This is a genomic window from Pseudoxanthomonas kalamensis DSM 18571 (assembly GCF_010211745.1).
Lineage (GTDB): Bacteria > Pseudomonadota > Gammaproteobacteria > Xanthomonadales > Xanthomonadaceae > Pseudoxanthomonas_A > Pseudoxanthomonas_A kalamensis.
The window spans coordinates 1-502 of record NZ_PDWQ01000159.1; the positions used below are offsets into that span (position 1 = coordinate 1).

Here is a 502-nt window from a genome sequence, read left to right on the forward strand (position 1 = left end):
ACATTACACCTGCTACGCGCCGTACAACTGGTTCAACTTCTACGATTTCTGGAACACCCACCATGCCGATGTGCCGCACCCTGCCGTGGATGCTGATACTGCTGTTCAGCGCCGCACCGCTATGCGCCGCACCGCCTGAGACGCTGGACGTCGGGCAGGTGCTGCAGCGCTTGGCGCGCCCCGCACCGGTCAGCACCGAATTCGTCGAATTGCGTGGCTCGGCCTTGCTGAAGACGCCGTTGCGCGTGGAGGGCCACTACCGTCGCCCGGACGCGCAGACGCTGGTGCGCGAGGTCAGTGCGCCATACCGCGAAACCACCACGCTGACCGGTGACGAAGGCGTGCTGGAACGCGAAGGCAAATCGCCACGCCGTTTCTCGTTGAGCCGCGTGCCCGAGCTGGCCGGCTTGAAGTCCGGATTCGGCGCGTTGCTGTCCGGCGACCGCGCCCTGCTGGAGCAGCACTACCGCGTCAGTGGGCAGGGCCAGCCACAGGCCTGGCA

The 502-nt window shown here is 66.3% G+C and carries 1 protein-coding gene and 1 pseudogene; both read left to right on the forward strand.

Translation table 11 applies throughout. The features are described 5' to 3' along the window. Positions 1-139 (forward strand): annotated as a pseudogene (locus CSC70_RS14510) (acyltransferase); the annotation flags it as partial. Then, positions 90-502, forward strand: a 413-nt coding sequence (locus CSC70_RS14515; RefSeq protein WP_343038787.1) for a LolA-related protein, incomplete at its 3' end; no start/stop codon positions are given. The pseudogene CSC70_RS14510 and the gene CSC70_RS14515, both read left to right, overlap by 50 nt.